The organism is Peptoniphilus sp. Marseille-Q6390 (genome assembly GCF_965119475.1).
The window spans coordinates 1215718-1233137 of sequence record NZ_CBCPLS010000001.1 but is presented as its reverse complement, the minus strand read 5'-3'; the positions used below and the strand labels follow the sequence as shown (position 1 = coordinate 1233137).

Below are 17420 nucleotides of genomic sequence, written 5' to 3'. Positions count from 1 at the left end.
ATTTCCTCCTTAGTAACAATTTTTATATTGTTGATAAATAACAGTTCATAATTTTATTTATAATTGTGAGTAAGTTTGTGGATAAGTAGATATAAACACTATAATTTTAGTAAAAATGTTGATAGCTTAGGATTAAAAAAGCGTAAATTACTAAATTTTAGAAAATAAAAATAAAACTATCAACATCTTATCAACAGATTGTTAATAACTTTATTTATAAACAAGTTTATTATTATCTACATATAAGTCACAATTATCCACATATATTTTAACAAATACCAGGGGACTTATCAACAAGAAGGCTTTGGAGGACTTTTTATTAACTTATAGGATTTTATATTTTAAAGCTGAAAATTTCATTTAATTGACTATATTACTTGACAAGACTAGGATTTGTAAATAAAATGATAAGGATAGAAAGAGGTGAGAATTTTGAAGAGAACTTATCAACCAAAAAACAAACAAAGAAAAAGAGAACACGGTTTTCGTGCAAGAATGAGAACTAGAGCAGGTAGAGCCGTAATTAAAGCAAGAAGAAGAAAGGGCAGAAAGAAACTTTCAGCTTAGGTTTTATAATGAAGGATTGTTATTTAAAAAAGAATAGTGAATTTCAAAGGGTTTATTCTAATAAGAAGATTTCTGGATCTAGATACATTACTCTTTTTACTGCTAAGAACAATAGGGACTATCCAAGGTTTGGTATAACTGCCACAAAAAAAGTTGGCAATGCAGTAAATAGAAATTTTATTAGAAGAAGATTAAAACACCTTTTAAGAGAGAATTCTCATAATATAAAGCCTGGATATGATTATGTATTCGTTGCAAAAAAGGATGCATGTGATTCAGACTTTAAGGACTTTAAGAATTCTTTTTTTTCTGTTTTAAAAAGACAAAAGAAGATGGTTAAATGAGTAAAATTTGTATGTTTTTAATAAGATTTTATCAAAGGTTTATCTCAACCTATCTTCTTCCAGGAAGACACTGCAGGTTTGAACCTACTTGTTCACAATACAGCTATGAAGCCTATGAGAAGTATGGATTTTTTAAGGGGACTTATTTGACTATAAGAAGAATCCTAAAATGTAATCCCTTCCACAAGGGCGGATACGATCCTCTCATTTAAATTGGAGGAAAATATTAATGCGATTAATTAGTACTATACTTGGTACTTTTGTTAAGTTCATCTATGATGGACTAGCAGCAATTATGCCACAAGAACCAGCTGCAATTTCATTTTTTGCACTTTCAATTATAATTGCAACAGTTATTATTAAGCTTTTGATTTTGCCACTAAATATTTCTCAAATGAAAAATCAAAAGAAGATGGCAAAACTTCAACCAGAGCTTAAAAAAATTCAAACGAAGTACAAAAACGACCCACAAACTTTGGCTGCAAAGCAACAAAAACTTTATAAGGACAACAACTATAATATGGTTGGAGGATGTCTTCCAATGGTACTTACTATGGTTGTCTTAATTGCCTTTTATAGGGTCTTTTTGAACCCACAAACCTTCGCTTTTACAGATCCAGGTTTTTACGAAGCCATGAACAAGAATTTCTTTTATATAAAGAATATTGATCATGCTGACAAAACTTTAATTATGCCTATTATAGCGGCAGTTTCGACTTTCTTAGTATCTTTTATTACTACTAAGAACCCTGCAACTCAAGGAGCAGGAGCTGATCAAGCTAAGTCAATGATGTCTACTATGATGGTTGTAATGCCAATTTTAATTTTTTCAATGGCAAGAAAATATGCAGCAGGACTTGTAATTTATTGGACTGTTTCCAATATTTTTTCAATAGTTCAACAGCTCATAACTAATAAGATTGTAGAAGATGAAATTGAAGAAGTTGAGGTTAAGGACAAGTAATGAATTATGTAATTAAAACGGGTAAAACCGTAGATGAAGCAGTAAGAGAGGCTCTAAGTGAATTAAATATTACAAGAGATAATGCTGAAATTGAAGTCCTTGATGAAGGTCAAAAGGGTTTCTTAGGACTTATTGGTTCTAAGGATGCCACTGTTAAAGTTTGGCCTAAGGTGGACGAAACAAAAAGCATCTTAAATGAAATATTTAATGAAGAAATTGAACCAGAGACGAGCCAAGAAGTAGTTCACAAGACTGATGATGAACTTGAATTTGAAAAAGAAGAAGTTTCCACAGATGAAGTTAGTATGGAAGAAGCCGTAAAGACACTTGATGAAGAAAATGAAGAAATCATTGGCGCTACAAGAGAATTCTTAGGTAAAATCCTTGAAACTCTTGAACTTGACAATATTGTGGAAATGGAATTAGAAGATAATACTCTAAATGTAAATATCAATGGAGATGAAAATAGACTTGGAATTTTAATTGGAAAAAGAGGTGTAACTCTTGATTCCATCCAATATATTTTAAACTTAATTGTTAATAAAAAATCTTCAAGATACATTAGGGTCAACCTCGACTCTAGTGGCTACAGGGATAAGAGAAAGAAGACTCTTGAAAGTCTTGCTGGCAAAATGGCCAACAAGGTAATAAAGACTGGTAGGTCCATTAAGCTTGAACCTATGAATTCTTATGAAAGAAAGATTATCCACACAGCTTTACAAGATTTTGAAGGAGTGCTTACTCATTCAGAAGGAAAGGATCCTTTTAGAAAAGTAGTAATTCAAAAAGAGAGAAAATACTGATAGAGAGGGCTTTATTTTAAAAGCCTTCTTTTTTATTTGAACTAATTGTAGTAATATAATCTAAAAGGAATGATAAAATGGCAAATTTAAATGATACAATAGCTGCGATTTCTACTGCAATCGGTGAGGCCGGAATTGCAATAGTGAGAATGAGTGGCGATGATTCAGTTAATATAATAGATGAAATTTTTGTTTCTGCCAGTGGAAAAAAGATGGCAGAGGCAGAAAATAGGAAGTTTTTATACGGTCATATAGCCGATGGTGACAAGTTAATCGACGAGGTTTTAGTTGTTAAGATGAAGGGACCTAACTCCTATACTGCAGAGGATATAGTTGAGATACACTGCCACGGTGGTGTTGTATCTGTTAAAAGGATCTTAAACCTAATCTTGTCCAAGGGTGCAAGACTTGCAGAAAGAGGTGAGTTTACTAAGAGAGGCTTCTTAAATGGAAGGATTGACTTAACTCAAGCTGAAGCTGTAATCGACATGATTAAGGCAAAGACTGATATATCTTTTGATATGGGCCTAAACCAATTGAGTGGTGCCTTAAGCGAAGTTTTAAATAAGCTAAAGGATGAACTTGTGTCTATGCAGGCCCTAATCGTAGCAAACATCGACTTTCCAGATGAGGATATAGAGGATGCTGCCTACCATGACTTAATGGAAAGGTCAGACAAAATCCTAGAAAAGATGGACAATCTCTTGGACAATTCAAAGAACTCAAGACTTCTAAGAGATGGAATCAACACAGTTATACTTGGAAAGCCAAATGTTGGAAAGTCCTCCCTATTAAATGGTCTTTTAAAATACGACAGGGCAATAGTTACAGACATAGCTGGAACAACTAGGGATATTATAGAAGACTATATTAACCTTGATGGGGTCCTATTAAAGATCACAGATACAGCTGGGATTAGGGAAACTGATGACGAAGTTGAAAAGATTGGTGTTAACATAGCAAGGGAAAAGCTAAAGGAAGCTGATCTTGTTATTGCAATCTTTGATATTTCTCGTGACTTTGATAAGGACGATGAGGAAATCTTAAATCTAATAAAGGACAAGAAGCACATCACTATTTTAAACAAGGATGACTTGGACCAAAAGATTTCTGATGAAGAAATTGAAAAATATTTCAAAGATGATTATTTAAGACTTTCAGTAATGGAAAATGAGTCAGTTAAAAAGATAGAAAACTTAATTATAGACCTCTTCTTTGATGGAGAACTTCAAATCTCTTCTGATTCAATACTTTCCAACATAAGACATATAAATGCCTTAAAGGAAGCTAAAAAAGCTCTTCTTGAGGTAAATGAGAGCCTAAAGGAAAAAGTCTTTTTAGACTTAATCGAAGTTGACCTAGAAAATGTCATAAGTCACATTTCTGAAATAACAGGAACAATTACAACAGAAGATATTTTAGACAGGGTATTTTCTGATTTTTGTATAGGAAAGTAGGTAAAGATGTCAGAAGTTAAATATTATGAAGCAGGAGACTTTGACACAGTAGTCATTGGAGCAGGCCATGCCGGCAGTGAAGCTGCCCTTGCCTCTGCAAGACTTGGTGCAAAGACCCTCTTATTATGTATAAATTTGGATTCAGTTGCACAACTTAGCTGTAACCCAAATATTGGGGGTACTGGAAAGGGACACTTAGTTCGTGAAATTGACGCTCTTGGTGGAGAAATGGCAAAAAACATTGATAAGACCTTTATCCAATCCAAGATGCTCAACACTTCCAAGGGACCTGCAGTTCACTCACTTAGGGTTCAAGCTGACAAGAGAAAATATCACGATGAAATGAAGAGGGTTCTTGAAAATGAAGAAAATCTCTATCTTGTGGAAGATGAGGCCATAAGAATCTTAAAAGAAGGTAACAAGGTAACAGGTGTACTCACAAGAAATGGCTCAAAATACAATACTAAGGCTGTTGTAATTTGTAGTGGAACCTACCTTAGGGCAAGAATTTTTATGGGAGAAGTTAACTTTTCATCAGGACCTTCAGGTTTTGGACCTGCAAACCACCTTTCTTCAAGTTTGGAAGAAGACTTTGGAATGAAGCTTCAAAGACTTAAAACTGGTACACCAGCAAGAGTCCTAAGAAAGTCTATAGACTTTTCTGTAATGACAGAACAAGCTGGAGATGAGGAAATAATACCTTTCTCCTTCTTAAATATAGATAAGAAATATGACATCCACCAAGAACTTTGTTATTTGACTTATACTACTAAGAAGTGTCATGAAATTATAAGAAACAACATCGAAAGGTCTGCCCTAGCTCTTGGAGATATTGAAGGAAAGGGTCCAAGATACTGCCCTTCAATTGAAGATAAGGTTATGAGGTTTGCAGACAGGGATTCTCACCAAGTATTCATTGAACCAGAGGGACTTACAACTGATGAGATGTACATCCAAGGTGTTTCATCCTCCCTACCTGTTGAAGTTCAACATGAGTTTTACAAGGAAATAATTGGGATGGAAAACTGCAAGATCCTAAGACCAGCTTATGCCATAGAATATGATGCTATTGATGCAACCCTTTTAAAGAGAAGTCTTGAACACATGGACTATGATGGTCTCTTCTTTGCAGGTCAAATCAATGGATCCAGCGGATATGAAGAAGCCGGAGCCCAAGGTATTGTTGCAGGCATTAACGCTGCCCTAAAGGTTCAAGGAAAGGATCCTTTTATCCTAGATAGGTCAGAGGCCTACATTGGAGTCCTAATTGATGACCTTGTAACTAAGGGAACTCGTGAACCTTATAGGATGATGACTTCAAGGGCTGAGTACAGATTAACTCTTAGACAAGATAATGCCGACCTAAGATTGACAGAAAAAGGAAGACAAATTGGCCTTGTTGACGATGAAAGATATCAAGGATATCTTTACAGGAAGAAGGCTATTGAAGATGAAATTAAGAGGATCAAGAAGATACAAATCAATCCAACATCTGAGAATAACAAAATCTTGGAATCTCTTGGGTCTACTGAAACTCAAAACTCCTTTAGTCTTTATGAAATGATAAAGAGACCAGAGCTCGATTACAAGAAACTAGCAGTCTTTGACCCTGATAGGCCTCTTGTCCGTGACGATGTTATAAGAAATATTGAAATCGAAATAAAGTACGAAGGATATATTAAGAAGCAAGAAATTCAAATAAAACAATTTAAGAAGCTCGAAAACAAAAAACTTGATAAGAATATAGATTATAAGTCTATAGAGGGTCTAAGAATTGAAGCAAAAGAAAAGCTATCTGACATTAGGCCAGAATCAATTGGTCAAGCATCGAGAATTACTGGGGTTTCACCAGCTGATATAAATGTCCTTCTTATCCACCTAGAACAAATGAGGAGAAAAAATGTTAGTTGATTATTTCAAGGAATACGGCCTTGATACAAAAAATATTGACAAGTACGAGAGATACAAAAAGCTAATCCTGGACTATAATCAACACACAAATCTAACTAGGATTACTGAAGATGATGAGTTTAACGTCAAGCACTTCTTGGACTGCCTTAGCCTATTAAAAACAGGGAAGTTTAGTGGCAGCGAAAAAATAATAGATATAGGAACAGGTGCAGGATTCCCTGGCCTTCCCTTAAAGCTCTACAATGAAAGACTTGATGTTACTCTTTTAGATTCTCTAAGAAAGAGGATAGACTTCCTAGATGGAGTTATCGAGGGCTTGGGGCTTGAAAACATAAGGGCAATCCATGCAAGAGCAGAAGAAATTGCAAGAACAGATGAATACAGAGAACAATTCGACCTTGCTGTATCAAGGGCTGTTGCTAACCTTTCAACTCTAACAGAATATGCCATGGGCTTTGTAAAAGTTGGAGGATACTTTATATCTCAAAAGGGTCCAGAGTACAAGGAAGAAATTAAAAATGCCAAAAGAGCAATCGAGGTCATGGGAGGAGAAGTTGAAGATGTAATTCATACTCCCCTTCCTAATGACATCCACCACTATATAATAATGATAAAAAAGGTTAAAGCTACTGACAAGAAGTACCCAAGAGGTGGAGGCAAACCAAGGAAGTCTCCTCTGTAAGCTTGTCATATACACAAATTTAAAGATTTAGAACTATTAAAAACTATGAGGCTCCACGTGGAGCCTTTTTTCTTTGCAGATCTTTTGCATAAATAAAATAAAAATGCTCTACGTAGAGCACAAAATTATTTATCATAAATGCTCCACGTAGAGCATATAGATTTAAAAAATAAAAAATAAAATTAAGCAAAAAATTTATATCTTATAACTACTACATCTTTAAATTGAATCTTAAACATGATACTATTGATAGTATAGAAATGAGGTAAGAATATGTCTCTTGTAATTACAGTTTTTAATCAAAAAGGTGGAGTCGGAAAGAGCACCACAGTAATAAATTTAAGTTCAGCATTGGCACTAAGAGGCAAAAAAACTCTTATTGTGGATATGGATCCCCAGGGAAATGCCACATCGGGCCTTGGACTATATGAATTTGACAACATGATATATGACTTTCTTATAGATGAAGAGGAAGACTCCATATATCCAACTGGTTTTTCAAAACTTGATATAATCCCATCAAATTCTGAGTTTGCAGGGGTTGAAATCGAGTTGGCAACCCACAAAGACTGGCAGTTTAAGCTAAAAAAGATGATAGATAAGGTCAAGGATAATTATGATTTTGTAATTATTGATTCACCACCATCTCTTGGAATTTTATCCATGATGTCTCTTGTAGCAAGTGACAAAATTTTGGTTCCAGTTCAATGTGAATATTATGCCCTCGAAGGTGTAACACAACTTATGGATACTATGACCCTTGTCAGGGAAAACTTCAATCCAGACCTAAGTCTATTAGGTGTTGTAATGTGCATGTTTGATGGAAGGACCAACCTGTCAAACCAAGTGGTAGAAGAAATCCAAAAACATTTTGACAACAAGGTCTTTAAGACCTTTATACCAAGAAATGTAAGATTGGCAGAAGCTCCAAGCTATGGCATGAATATATATGACTACGACAGCAGTTCTAAGGGGGCTAAGGCTTACTCAGACCTTGCCAAGGAAGTAATAGGTGAGATAAATGACTAAGAAAAAAGGGCTTGGAAGGGGAATTGGTAACTTCCTAAACTCTAGTGAAAAGATAAGAGAAGTTATAGAAGAAGAACGTTCTAAACTAATGGAAATAAACATTGAAGACATTGTTGCTAACGAGGGTCAACCAAGAAAGAACTTTGACCAAGAAGAATTAAAAGACTTGGCATCGTCTATAAAGAAGTATGGAATTATACAACCTCTTCTATTAAAGAAAAAAGAGGATAAGTATGAAATTATAGCTGGTGAAAGAAGGTTTAGAGCCGCAGGACTTGCAGGCCTAGAGAGGGTTCCTGCTATAGTAAAAGATATTTCTGATGACGAATCCTCAAGGATAGCAATTATAGAAAACATCCAAAGAAAGGACCTAAATCCAGTTGAAGAAGCCATGAGTTATAGACATCTACTGGATTCTCAAGACCTAACTCAAAAGGAACTTGCAGATGAAATTGGAAAGTCTAGACAATACATTGGTAATACAATTAGGCTCCTAAATCTTGATCCAAGAGTTTTAAAACTACTTGAAGAAGAAAAAATTTCCACATCTCATGGAAAGAAACTTCTTTCTATAAAAGATGGCGACAAACAATATAAGGAAGCTATGAGGATAATCAAGGACTCCTTACCTGTTAATGACAATAAGAAGACAGTGAAAACACCTAGAGTCCAAGAAAAAGAAGATATATTCCTAGTAGATATGAGAAACAAGGTGGAAAGAACCCTTGGAACTAAGGTAAACTTCAAAAAGAGAGGCAAGGTAGGTAAAATCGAAATAGAATACTATGGAGAAGAAGACCTATCTAGGATCCTTGATTTAATATTAGCTAGAGAGTTGGATTAAATATGAAGAGATTTTATACAACCTACCTAGTATCTGCCTTTTCAGATAGGGCCTTTATGGGGAACTCTACAGGGGTAGTTATTGATGATGGCAGACTTACAGACCTTGAGATGAAAAACATTGCAAGGGATATAAACCAATCTGTTGTAGTTTTTGTTAGAAGTCTTGATAGGGATAGGTACTTAACAAGATTTTTCACACCTGAGGGAGAAATAAATCTTTGTGGTCATGCAACCATTGCAACTTTTTATGCCCTTGCAGAAAATGAATACATTATGTCCATAGAAGAAGGCATAAAAAAGATTATCCAACACACAAAAATTGGAAAAATCCCAGTGGAACTCGAATACAAGGATTCTAAGATTCAAAATGTTCACATGAACCTAAATGTTGAATTGAGAGAAAAATACGAAGCTCCAGAAGGCGTTTTAAGAGCTTTAAACTTGAGCCTTGATGATATAGGTCTAGATATAAAAGAAAACCTCAATATGGAAAGAATATCCATGGGGACTTGTGACATCCTTGTTCCAGTGAAAAATGAGAAGATTTTATCCTCTATAAAATTAAACAGGGATGAGGCAATAAGGATTTCAAGAGAAGAGGAAATAATTTCAATCCATGCCTTCACGACAGAAGATGGAAAAGAGGTCAAACAAAGGACCTTCTCCCCAATTATTGGTGTTGATGAAGAATTTGGAAGTGGGACCTCAACTGCAGCCACTATGCACTACTTAAAGGCAAATGATATTGCTGCCACAGACTCAATCTACGCCACCCAAGGTGATTATATTGGAAGAGTGTCAAAGGTTTTAACTAGCCTAGGCCAAGGCGAAAATAAGGTAAAGGTCGGAGGCAGGGCCTACGTATTTATGAATGGAGTTATATATTTATAATGGGAAGAAGACAGAAAAAATCAAATAGATCTAAGCTGGTTCTGGTAATATTTTTTGCAGTCCTAGTCTTTTTTGGAGGCAGTCTAGTATCTTCTAGGAACAAGATTGTAGATATAAATCCAAGAGATATTGATTATATTGAGATAATAGGTTTTAAGACTGATAACATGAAGACTATTAAGGACAGAAAAACAGTTACAAAGATCGCAAAAGACTTAAACAGCCTAAGGGGTAAGCAGGCAAACAAGGATACAAATGGAGAAATTGCCAACTACATCAATGTTTACTTCACAAGTGGAAACAAGATTTCCTTTGTTAAGACAGGACTGACAATTAGGGTCAACAATATTTATTACAATATAAATTCTAGACATTCTAGGATGATTGATGAAATAATAGAAAAGTTTGGAAGATAAACCTGGTGAGCAGAAGCTCACTGGGTTTTTTATTTGGGAATTTTTGTTGACAAAGTTTAAAAATTCTTGAGGATAGAATTAAAATAAGAAAGTCATCTGTTGATAAAATCAAAAATTAAAAAAATAAGATAAATAAAAAAGTTAGTAAAATTAGATAATATCAACAAATGTAGATAAGATAGGGAAATTGTGGATAAAAAACCAAGAAAAAATCGAAAAAACAATAAAAAACATGACTAAAACCCGACTTATCCACAAAAAAGGACCCGACCGAAGTCGAGTCCAATTTATATTACATAGTCTTTTTGTCAGCTGGTAGGAAAGAATCCACAATACCAAGTATAAGAGCACCAACGATAGCGCCAATAACTGATACAGTAAATCCATCAACAATCTTACCTGTGATAAATAAAATTACTGCAGCAACAACAAATCCAACTGCACCTCTACCGAATGGTGAAGCGTCAATTCCTGTGAACTTATTAATTGCCCAGTCCAAAATTCCTATTACAATTGCTGCCATAATAGCAGCAGAATAACCGTCTGTTTGAATTCCAATGGAAAGTGCAGAAGTTAGTAAAATAGCTAATCCACTTACCAATACTTTAATAACTAATTTAATCATATATTATTCCTCCTTAATTTATGTATAACCAAGATTGCAAAAAATTAAACAAATTTTACTCCTATGCAATAAATATGTGGTATAAATAAAGAAGGAGGTAGGTATGAAGCACGTAAAAATAGAGATATTTATCCCTAGAGAGGACAGCAGAAAGTTAATAGACAAGATAAATGAAGCTGGATATTTAAAAGAAGAAAACTATGATTACTGTTACGCAGAAACATATGTACTAGGTCATTTTAGACCAATTGAAGGTGCAAATCCCTATATTGGAAGCCTAAATAAAATAGAAGAAGTCCAAGAATCAAAGTTGGAATTTAGGATAAGAAGGGAAGATCTTGAAGAGACTATGAGGATAATAAAAGAAAATCACCCCTATGAAGTCCCTGTTATTAATGTAATTGAACTTATAGACTTAGACTAGAGATAAGTGAGATATCAAAGAATTTTATTTAAAGTATTTTGCGACAAAATTTTTATTTAATATGAAACCAAAGAAGTTCTTATATGATTTAATAAAAGAGATTTCTAAAAAAATAAAAAACTCCAAAGCCTCTAATATAAAGACTTTGGAGTTTAATAATTTGGCGTCCACGAGAGGAGTCGAACCTCCGGCCCCACGCTTAGGAGGCGTGTGCTCTATCCTACTGAGCTACGTAGACCTATAAAACAATTGTATATAAATAAGGAAGAAGTGTCAATATTTAATGACACTTCTTTTATTTTGAACTTGTAATCTTAGGCGGCCTTCTCAATATTTACAAAAATTTCTTCAAAGACTCTCTTGAATTTATTGATTATGCCCTTTTCATAAACCTTGTCCTTAACAATTAAGTCACTTTCAAAGACTAATTTATCACCCTTGTAGAAGGAAATTTTTCCAACAGATGAACCTGCCTCAAGGGGAGCCTTTAGGTCATCCTTGATTTCCACCATTTCCCTGTATTTATCATTTGACTTGGAAAGTATGTAGCCAATTTCCTTTTGATAAACAGGTATGTTTTCATCTTGAGAATGTAGGACTTCTATGGCCCTTACTTCCTTTTCTGTGTCTCCTATTGCATTGTAGCCGTAGTCTTCAAAGCCCTTAGTAATAAGTCTTTTGCAGGCAACAAATCTTTCGAAGTCAGAGTTGGAACCTGTTGTTATCCCAATGAGCCTCATGTCCTTAGATTTTTCATCTACTCCCTTTTCAAGACCAGTTAAGATTACGCACCTGCCTGCTGCATTTGTGTAACCTGTCTTTAGGCCGTCAACTTCTGGCACAATACCGAGGACTGGGTTGGTGTTGTATTCTATAAAGTTCCTTCCAGGGTCTTCTAACTTAGCTATAGTAGTGTATTTTAAAATTTCTGGATGAAACTTAATAAGTTCTGATGCTAACATAAACATTTCCCTAGTTGTCATCTTGTTGTAGTCAAGAATTTCATAGTTAGTAAGTCCAGTTGGGTTTACCATTAGGGCGTTTTTAAGCCCCAGGTCATGGCACTTGTCATTCATCATCTTGACGAAGACATCGGTAGAACCAGCCACGTGCTTGCCAAGAGCAGTGATTGCATCGTTGCCTGATACAACCATAGAGGCTTCAATTAGTTTTTCCACTGTTACCTTGTCGCCTTCCTTTAACTTAAAGGAAGATCCAGTTAGGGCTGCGGCTTCCTTGTCTATTTCAACTTCGTCATTAAGAGAGATTTTCCCCTCTTGAATTTTATCTAAGACAACAAAAATAGAAACCAATTTAGAAGTTGATGCCATGGCACGAATCTCATCAAGGTTGTAACCTTCTAAGATTTGACCAGACTTGTAGTCTCCCAATAAGTAGGACTTTGTTAGTCCTTCTAGGGGAATATCTTCTAATTTTTTAATCTTTTCTGCCTCATAAAGGTTGGCCTTTTGGACACCTTGTTTTGTTGGGACCAAAAAGTCTTGATTTCTAATTGTATTTGGATCAATTTCTTTTTCTTCAGCATTTGTAGATGCGGCGTCTAGGACCTTTGTACTAGCTGCCGGCTTATTATCAGCTTGTAACTTAGTGCTTTCTGCCAAGACATTCATTGGGGCAGAAAAAATCATAAGTCCAAGAGATAAATATAGAAGTAATTTCTTCATTTTGCACCTCGGGAAATATTGTATCAAATTATAAATAAATTGTAAATTAAGAGAGGCCTATAAGCTTGGATAAGAGTCCTAATTTATGGGAAATTGTTACCATTGTAAAGGCAATATGTTATAATGAAATTTGTAAATTAAAAAAATAAATCTATGAGGGGATTATAATGGATAAACAAAAAATTGAACAAGCTGTAGAAATGATCATCGAAGCGATTGGAGAAGATAAAAATAGAGAAGGTCTATTAGAAACTCCAGCAAGAGTTGCAAGGATGTATGAAGAAATTTTTGCAGGACTTGGAAAAACAGCTGAAGAGCACCTTTCAAAGACTTTTGAAATAACAGAAGACAATATAGTTGTTGTAAAGGACATAGACTTTTACTCCATGTGCGAACACCACTTCCTACCATTTTATGGAAAGGCCCACATCGCCTACATTCCAAATGAAAAGGTAGCAGGTCTTTCAAAACTTGCAAGAACAGTGGAAACTTATGCTAAAAAGCCACAATTACAAGAAAGACTTAGTATCGAAATCGCCGATGCTATGATGAAGTATCTTGAACCAAAGGGAGTTCTTGTAGTCATAGAAGCAGAGCATATGTGCATGAATATGAGAGGGGTTAAAAAACCTGGATCAAAGACTGTGACATCAGTAGCTAGAGGAGTTTTAGAAACTGACGAAAAACAAAAACAAGAAGCCTTTAGACTTATTGAATTTTAATGAAGAATACAGACATAATTCTTAAGAGTAAAATCTACAATGACTATTTAAATGAACTTGAATACCTTGAGAGGGACAGGTTCTTTTGCAGGCACAACTATGAGCACTTTGTGTCTGTTGCAAGGATTTGCTACATCTTGAAACTAGAAGAAGATGTAGATGTAGACAAGGACATGATTTATTCAACTGCCCTCCTCCACGACTTGGGGAGGGTCCTTGAGATAAAAGAAGGGATAAACCACGCAATTGCCTCAGTTGACCTTGCAAGAGAAATATTAAAGCTTACAGATTTTTCTAAAGAAGAAAAAGAAAGAATACTAAATTGCATTGGAGCCCACAGGAGTAAGGACCTGGCAGAAGATGAGTTTTTCAACATCTTCTACAGGGCAGACAAACTGTCAAGGCCTTGCTTTAGGTGTCCTGCCTACAAGGAATGCAATTGGGACTTCAATAAGAAAAATCACACAATAAATTATTGATGGGAGTATTATGGATTTTATCAAGATAAAAGACCTAGAAGTCTATGCCAACCATGGGCTTTTTGAAGAAGAGAATAAACTTGGACAAAAATTTTTAATCAGCGCAGAAATTGGGATGAGTTTTAGGGACTGTGCCATAGAAAAAAACTTGGACAGGTCCATTGACTATGGAAAATTATCCCATGAACTCTACGATCTTTTTAAAAATGAAACAGAGGACTTAATTGAGACCCTTGCCTACAAGATGACAAAATTCATCTTTGACAATTATGAAATAGCAGAGACAGTGGATCTTACAATTAAAAAACCTTGGGCACCAATTAACCTTCCTCTAGATACAGCATCAGTTCGCTGCAATAAAAAGAGAAGGGACTACTATATTGGGATTGGGACAAATCTTGGAGACAGGGAAGCCTACATTAAATCAGCCCTAGAAAAGATGGAAGAAGCAGGCTTAAAAGTTTTAGAGAAGGCTTCTATAATAGAAACCAAGGCCTGGGGAAAGACTGACCAAGGAGACTTTTTAAATACAGTTGTAAAGGTATCTTCCTTTGAAGATCCTCACGACCTCCTCCACATCTTGCAAAAAATTGAAATTGACCTAGACAGGGTTAGGCATGAAAAATGGGGAGCTAGGACCATTGATTTGGATATCCTATTTATAGATAGGGAAATCCACTACACAGATGAATTAATTGTGCCTCATCCCTATATTGCAGAGAGGGAATTTGTCTTAGAATCTCTAAACGAGCTTATGCCAAATTATTTTCATCCAATTTTAAATAAAAAAATTAGCAGCCTTTATAAAGAAGTGAAAGATGAAAGCTAAAAAGCTGGGTTGCGGTTGTCTTGTGATTTTTTTGGCTTTTTTGGGAATAGTTTTTTTCATGGGACTTTTGATAAGTTCTGCATCAGAAAAAAGGGCCCAAGAAGAGTTAAACTACAGACAAGCCTATATTGCAGAGACAGAAAAATTGGCAGTGAGGGTGGCGAAAAAATATGACCTCCTACCATCAGTAATGATTGCCCAGTCAATACTTGAGAGTAATTGGGGAAGGTCTGAGCTTTCACAAGAATACAACAATTACTTTGGCATAAAGGAAGTAAAAAAAGACAAGGGCATAGTCTTTGAGACTGAAGAATATGTGGAGGGTCAAAGTGGAAGGTACATGGAGAACTTCAAGAAGTACTCTTCTAAGAAGGAATCCTTTGACCACTATGGCAAGCTTCTTTCCACAGCCAAGAGATATAAAAAGGTAAAGACTGCCAAGAATTATAAGGAAGCTGCCCAGTTTATAAAAGAAGGCGGCTACGCAACAGACCCTGCCTACGCAGAAAAAATAATATCAGTCATAGAAAAATATGGCTTAGAAAAGTACGACGAGGTGTAAAATTGACAAAAGATAAGAAAGAATGGCTGAAAACCAGCCTAATAATTATTATTCTTTCCATAGCTTTTCTTGTGTTTAAGTACAATAAGCTAGATACAAATAACTTCGCCCAAGTTTTTAATTACAAGACTTTGGCAATATTATTGGGAATAATTTCCCTGTCAACCCTGGCGGTTTTCTTCTTTGTAGATGAAAAAAGATACAAGGACACAAAATCAGTTTTTATTTACATGATAATTCTAATAATTTTATTTTCTGGAATATCCTATTTTAGGTACAAAAATCTAACTGGACTTAGTCAAGGAGACCTATTAGTTATAGAAACTGATCTTAAGAAGATGCTTATAAATTTTGGAATCTACATGTTTGCTTTCTTTGGAACTATGCTCATGATAACTAGAAATGACAAGGTTGCAGAAGAAATCGAAAAAGAAAAAGAAGAAGCTAAGAAGAATATACAAAAAATAAAAACCAATAAAAAGAAAAAGAAGAAAAAATAAGAAAGAGGAAAAAATGAACAAGAAAACATCTAACATAGTCCTCCTAATATCAGTAATAATTCCCTTTGGCCTTCAGTTCTCTGGCATAAAATCAGAGCTTGGCAATGGGGCAATAATTTACTCAATTATGTGGGCTATTGTAAACTACCTATTTATGATGACAGCAGTGGACTTCATATCAAAGTACAAGGAAATCCTAAAACTTGAAGACTTAGACATAAGAAAGAGAACCTACAACTTAAACATCTTTGTCTACATAGGCTTTTTGATCTTTGTAAATATTTACTTTTTCCAACAAATGTATATGAGAGATAACAAGATCATTAAACTTCTTGCAAATCCATTATTTTTAATAGGACTATTTCTCCTATTTTTATACAACCTACAAAATGGAAAATTTCCAATTAGAGAGGACAAGGACACAGTAATCTACAACATTCCACTAAAATCATCCTTTAGAGATGGCAAGGAGAAGCTTGGTACTGTTGTGGGATCCTATGGCAAGGGACTTGTAATAGGAAACGATCACTTCCCCTATGAGGATATGAAATCTATTTCCAAATCAAAGGACAATGAAATTGTTATAAAGGGTAAGGAAGGTTCTAAAAACTATATAGTAAATATTGGGTCACTAAACTCAGCAAATCAAGCAATTATTGAGATTAACAAGGCCCTTAACAATGGAAAAATCGACGAGAAAAAAATAAATTTAAAAAAGATAAAAAACTTTTAGGAAAACATTGACAAAATAACTTTAATGCTCTATACTATAAGTAAGCTAGCTAGAGAAAACAAATTGGTAACTAAGAAAAGGTGATTCCAATGACAAGTTTTAATTTATCCCGCAAGGGAAAGGTAGCAAAGTACCTCATTTGAAAGTAGCTTATTGCTAAAGGTTGAATGCTTAATTTACGAGGTATAGAGCTATAGTTACATAACAATTGAAAATTTTAAAATCAAGAGATCCAAGTGGGTCTCTTTTTTTGTATTTGTGATTTTGAAAGATCATTTATTATATAAAAAAGATATTTTGCGAATAATTTTGCAAAAAAAGCAGGATGCAACCAAAAGTTGCGCTATATTTTCTTGTTGTGAAGTTTTTATTTTGCTATATTATTTTAGAAATTTGAATTTACTTAATAACTTTTAAAAATTAAAAGTTTCATTAAGATAAGATTTTATTAGATTTTAATTTATTAGAAGAGAATAAAATTTTGAAAGTTAATACAAGCCTAAGAGTCAACAAATGTAGATAAGAATAGAAAATTGTGGATAAAAAATAAAATTTTAAAAATTGAATTAAAGAAGTTAAGAAATTTTCATAGCTTAATAAGATAAATCAAAAAAATTATAAAAATTCTTGACAAAAGAAATCGCCGGGCTTATAGTGTAGATATAAAGTATATACAGTTTAAAGTTTTTATTAGATTAATTTTATCTTGCAAATTAAAAAGACAGCAGATACAATGATTATTGTATTAAGGAGTTGATACAAAAGTACAAGTATTTTATGTGTAAACTAAAAAAGTCCTGGATAGATTATGCAGGGCTGGTCTAAGCAAAAGTAAGCCAAAACAAAATCAAATCCAAGCAAGGCCAATAAAATATTATGAAAATTTATAAAAATTTCTTATTAATAAGTTAAGTTTAATTTTTTATGTAATATTGTTTTAATTTGAAAGGC

The 17420-nt window shown here is 34.3% G+C and carries 21 protein-coding genes and 1 tRNA gene; 19 read left to right on the top strand and 3 right to left on the bottom strand.

The window, feature by feature from the left end; translation table 11 throughout:
- Positions 1-432: 432 nt before the first annotated feature.
- The 12 genes from rpmH to ACWPVO_RS05820 all read left to right on the top strand — a co-directional run bounded on the left by rpmH (position 433) and on the right by ACWPVO_RS05820 (position 9910).
- A complete protein-coding gene (gene rpmH, locus ACWPVO_RS05875; RefSeq protein WP_005955298.1) occupies positions 433-567 on the top strand; it encodes a 50S ribosomal protein L34 in 135 nt (44 codons plus the stop codon).
- A gap of 8 nt (positions 568-575) precedes the next feature.
- Positions 576-911, top strand: a complete 336-nt coding sequence (gene rnpA, locus ACWPVO_RS05870) for a ribonuclease P protein component (protein WP_005955125.1) — start codon at positions 576-578, stop codon at positions 909-911.
- Positions 908-1123 (top strand): membrane protein insertion efficiency factor YidD, encoded by a 216-nt coding sequence (gene yidD / locus ACWPVO_RS05865; RefSeq protein WP_270674173.1) that lies wholly within the window; start codon positions 908-910, stop codon positions 1121-1123. Before rnpA ends, yidD begins: the two co-directional genes overlap by 4 nt.
- Before the next feature lie 17 nt (positions 1124-1140).
- Positions 1141-1875: a YidC/Oxa1 family membrane protein insertase gene (locus tag ACWPVO_RS05860; protein ID WP_285073659.1), complete on the top strand. Its 735-nt coding sequence runs from the start codon at positions 1141-1143 to the stop codon at positions 1873-1875.
- Positions 1875-2678 carry an RNA-binding cell elongation regulator Jag/EloR gene (gene jag, locus ACWPVO_RS05855; RefSeq protein WP_412277043.1) on the top strand — a complete coding sequence of 268 codons (804 nt, stop codon included), beginning with the start codon at positions 1875-1877 and terminating at the stop codon, positions 2676-2678. The genes ACWPVO_RS05860 and jag overlap by 1 nt, the downstream gene beginning before the upstream one ends.
- A 77-nt stretch (positions 2679-2755) precedes the next feature.
- Positions 2756-4135, top strand: coding sequence for a tRNA uridine-5-carboxymethylaminomethyl(34) synthesis GTPase MnmE (gene mnmE, locus ACWPVO_RS05850; RefSeq protein WP_454207163.1), 1380 nt, complete (start codon positions 2756-2758; stop codon positions 4133-4135).
- Positions 4136-4141: 6 nt separating this feature from the next.
- On the top strand, positions 4142-6046 hold the full coding sequence (gene mnmG, locus ACWPVO_RS05845) for a tRNA uridine-5-carboxymethylaminomethyl(34) synthesis enzyme MnmG (protein WP_195444475.1): 1905 nt from the start codon (positions 4142-4144) through the stop codon (positions 6044-6046).
- Complete coding sequence (gene rsmG, locus ACWPVO_RS05840; protein ID WP_285071965.1) at positions 6036-6728, top strand: 16S rRNA (guanine(527)-N(7))-methyltransferase RsmG; 693 nt, start codon at positions 6036-6038, stop codon at positions 6726-6728. The genes mnmG and rsmG overlap by 11 nt, the downstream gene beginning before the upstream one ends.
- A 273-nt stretch (positions 6729-7001) precedes the next feature.
- Entirely contained in the window at positions 7002-7757 is a 756-nt protein-coding gene (locus ACWPVO_RS05835; RefSeq protein ID WP_005955187.1) for a ParA family protein, read from the top strand.
- Complete coding sequence (locus tag ACWPVO_RS05830) at positions 7750-8601, top strand: ParB/RepB/Spo0J family partition protein (protein ID WP_454207160.1); 852 nt, start codon at positions 7750-7752, stop codon at positions 8599-8601. Before ACWPVO_RS05835 ends, ACWPVO_RS05830 begins: the two co-directional genes overlap by 8 nt.
- A 2-nt stretch (positions 8602-8603) precedes the next feature.
- Positions 8604-9494, top strand: coding sequence for a PhzF family phenazine biosynthesis protein (locus tag ACWPVO_RS05825; protein WP_454207158.1), 891 nt, complete (start codon positions 8604-8606; stop codon positions 9492-9494).
- Positions 9494-9910, top strand: a complete 417-nt coding sequence (locus ACWPVO_RS05820; protein ID WP_005955222.1) for a hypothetical protein — start codon at positions 9494-9496, stop codon at positions 9908-9910. Before ACWPVO_RS05825 ends, ACWPVO_RS05820 begins: the two co-directional genes overlap by 1 nt.
- A 292-nt stretch (positions 9911-10202) precedes the next feature.
- Here ACWPVO_RS05820 and ACWPVO_RS05815 read toward each other — a convergent pair whose 3' ends face one another.
- Entirely contained in the window at positions 10203-10535 is a 333-nt protein-coding gene (locus tag ACWPVO_RS05815; RefSeq protein ID WP_195445215.1) for a phage holin family protein, read from the bottom strand.
- A 103-nt stretch (positions 10536-10638) separates the two neighbouring features.
- Between ACWPVO_RS05815 and cutA the strand changes: the two genes are divergently transcribed.
- On the top strand, positions 10639-10959 hold the full coding sequence (gene cutA / locus ACWPVO_RS05810) for a divalent cation tolerance protein CutA (RefSeq protein WP_195445214.1): 321 nt from the start codon (positions 10639-10641) through the stop codon (positions 10957-10959).
- 161 nt (positions 10960-11120) lie between these two features.
- On the opposite strand, the gene ACWPVO_RS05805 is transcribed toward cutA, so the two are convergent.
- Together ACWPVO_RS05805 and ACWPVO_RS05800 are read right to left on the bottom strand one after the other, a co-directional pair.
- Positions 11121-11197 (bottom strand) — tRNA-Arg (locus ACWPVO_RS05805).
- Between the two features lie 76 nt (positions 11198-11273).
- Positions 11274-12644, bottom strand: a complete 1371-nt coding sequence (locus ACWPVO_RS05800; RefSeq protein WP_454207155.1) for a D-alanyl-D-alanine carboxypeptidase family protein — start codon at positions 12642-12644, stop codon at positions 11274-11276.
- Between the two features lie 167 nt (positions 12645-12811).
- Here ACWPVO_RS05800 and folE point away from each other — a divergent pair, with 167 nt between their 5' ends.
- Genes folE through ACWPVO_RS05770 form a run of 6 tightly spaced genes read left to right on the top strand, consistent with a single transcriptional unit; the run spans position 12812 to position 16469 of the window.
- Positions 12812-13366 (top strand): GTP cyclohydrolase I FolE, encoded by a 555-nt coding sequence (gene folE, locus ACWPVO_RS05795; RefSeq protein ID WP_005955071.1) that lies wholly within the window; start codon positions 12812-12814, stop codon positions 13364-13366.
- Positions 13366-13845 carry an HD domain-containing protein gene (locus tag ACWPVO_RS05790; RefSeq protein ID WP_148464949.1) on the top strand — a complete coding sequence of 160 codons (480 nt, stop codon included), beginning with the start codon at positions 13366-13368 and terminating at the stop codon, positions 13843-13845. The genes folE and ACWPVO_RS05790 overlap by 1 nt, the downstream gene beginning before the upstream one ends.
- A gap of 10 nt (positions 13846-13855) precedes the next feature.
- The gene (gene folK / locus ACWPVO_RS05785) at positions 13856-14674 is read left to right on the top strand and encodes a 2-amino-4-hydroxy-6-hydroxymethyldihydropteridine diphosphokinase (protein ID WP_454207152.1); all 819 of its coding nucleotides are present in this window, start codon (positions 13856-13858) and stop codon (positions 14672-14674) included.
- Complete coding sequence (locus ACWPVO_RS05780; RefSeq protein WP_195445208.1) at positions 14664-15236, top strand: glycoside hydrolase family 73 protein; 573 nt, start codon at positions 14664-14666, stop codon at positions 15234-15236. The genes folK and ACWPVO_RS05780 overlap by 11 nt, the downstream gene beginning before the upstream one ends.
- A 2-nt stretch (positions 15237-15238) precedes the next feature.
- Positions 15239-15736: a hypothetical protein gene (locus tag ACWPVO_RS05775; RefSeq protein ID WP_195445206.1), complete on the top strand. Its 498-nt coding sequence runs from the start codon at positions 15239-15241 to the stop codon at positions 15734-15736.
- A gap of 13 nt (positions 15737-15749) precedes the next feature.
- Positions 15750-16469 (top strand): hypothetical protein, encoded by a 720-nt coding sequence (locus ACWPVO_RS05770; RefSeq protein ID WP_454207149.1) that lies wholly within the window; start codon positions 15750-15752, stop codon positions 16467-16469.
- The last annotated feature ends 951 nt before the right edge of the window (positions 16470-17420 follow it).